Here is a 447-nt window from a genome sequence, read left to right as displayed (position 1 = left end):
CCAATGACGATGTCTTTGAAGGCCCTGAAACCTTCACATTGTCAGGTTCCACTTCAACTCAAAATACTCCAGCACAAGGCACGGGTACCATTGTTGATGACGGTAGCGGCCCGGGACCTGAGCCAGATGACGACCGTCCAGTTGTTGCTTCAATTAGCAACGCGACAGTCAATGAAGGTGACCCTGCCACATTAGATGTCACGTTAAGCAATCCGAGTACGACAGATACTGTTGTGAGTATGACACTCGCTGATGGTACAGCAGATGGTGGCGTTGATTACACTGAGACCTCAGTAACTATTACTTATGCGGACAATTCAACGCAAGTGGTGGCTGTGAATCCAGATGGTACTTTTGATGTTACCGTACCGGCGAACGATACAACTTACAGCGTTACTGTAAATACTACCAATGACGATGTCTTTGAAGGCCCTGAAACCTTCACAT

1 protein-coding gene is annotated in these 447 nt (G+C 47.4%); it reads left to right on the top strand.

Annotated elements, in window-relative coordinates:
• Positions 1-447: Calx-beta domain-containing protein (locus VJL_RS25165; RefSeq protein WP_038882077.1), on the top strand; the 447-nt coding region annotated here is incomplete at both ends.

The organism is Vibrio jasicida CAIM 1864 = LMG 25398, assembly GCF_000400365.1.
Taxonomy (GTDB): Bacteria; Pseudomonadota; Gammaproteobacteria; order Enterobacterales; family Vibrionaceae; genus Vibrio; species Vibrio jasicida.
The sequence above is the reverse complement of the archived record's forward strand: the minus strand, read 5'-3'. Positions and strand labels throughout refer to the sequence as shown.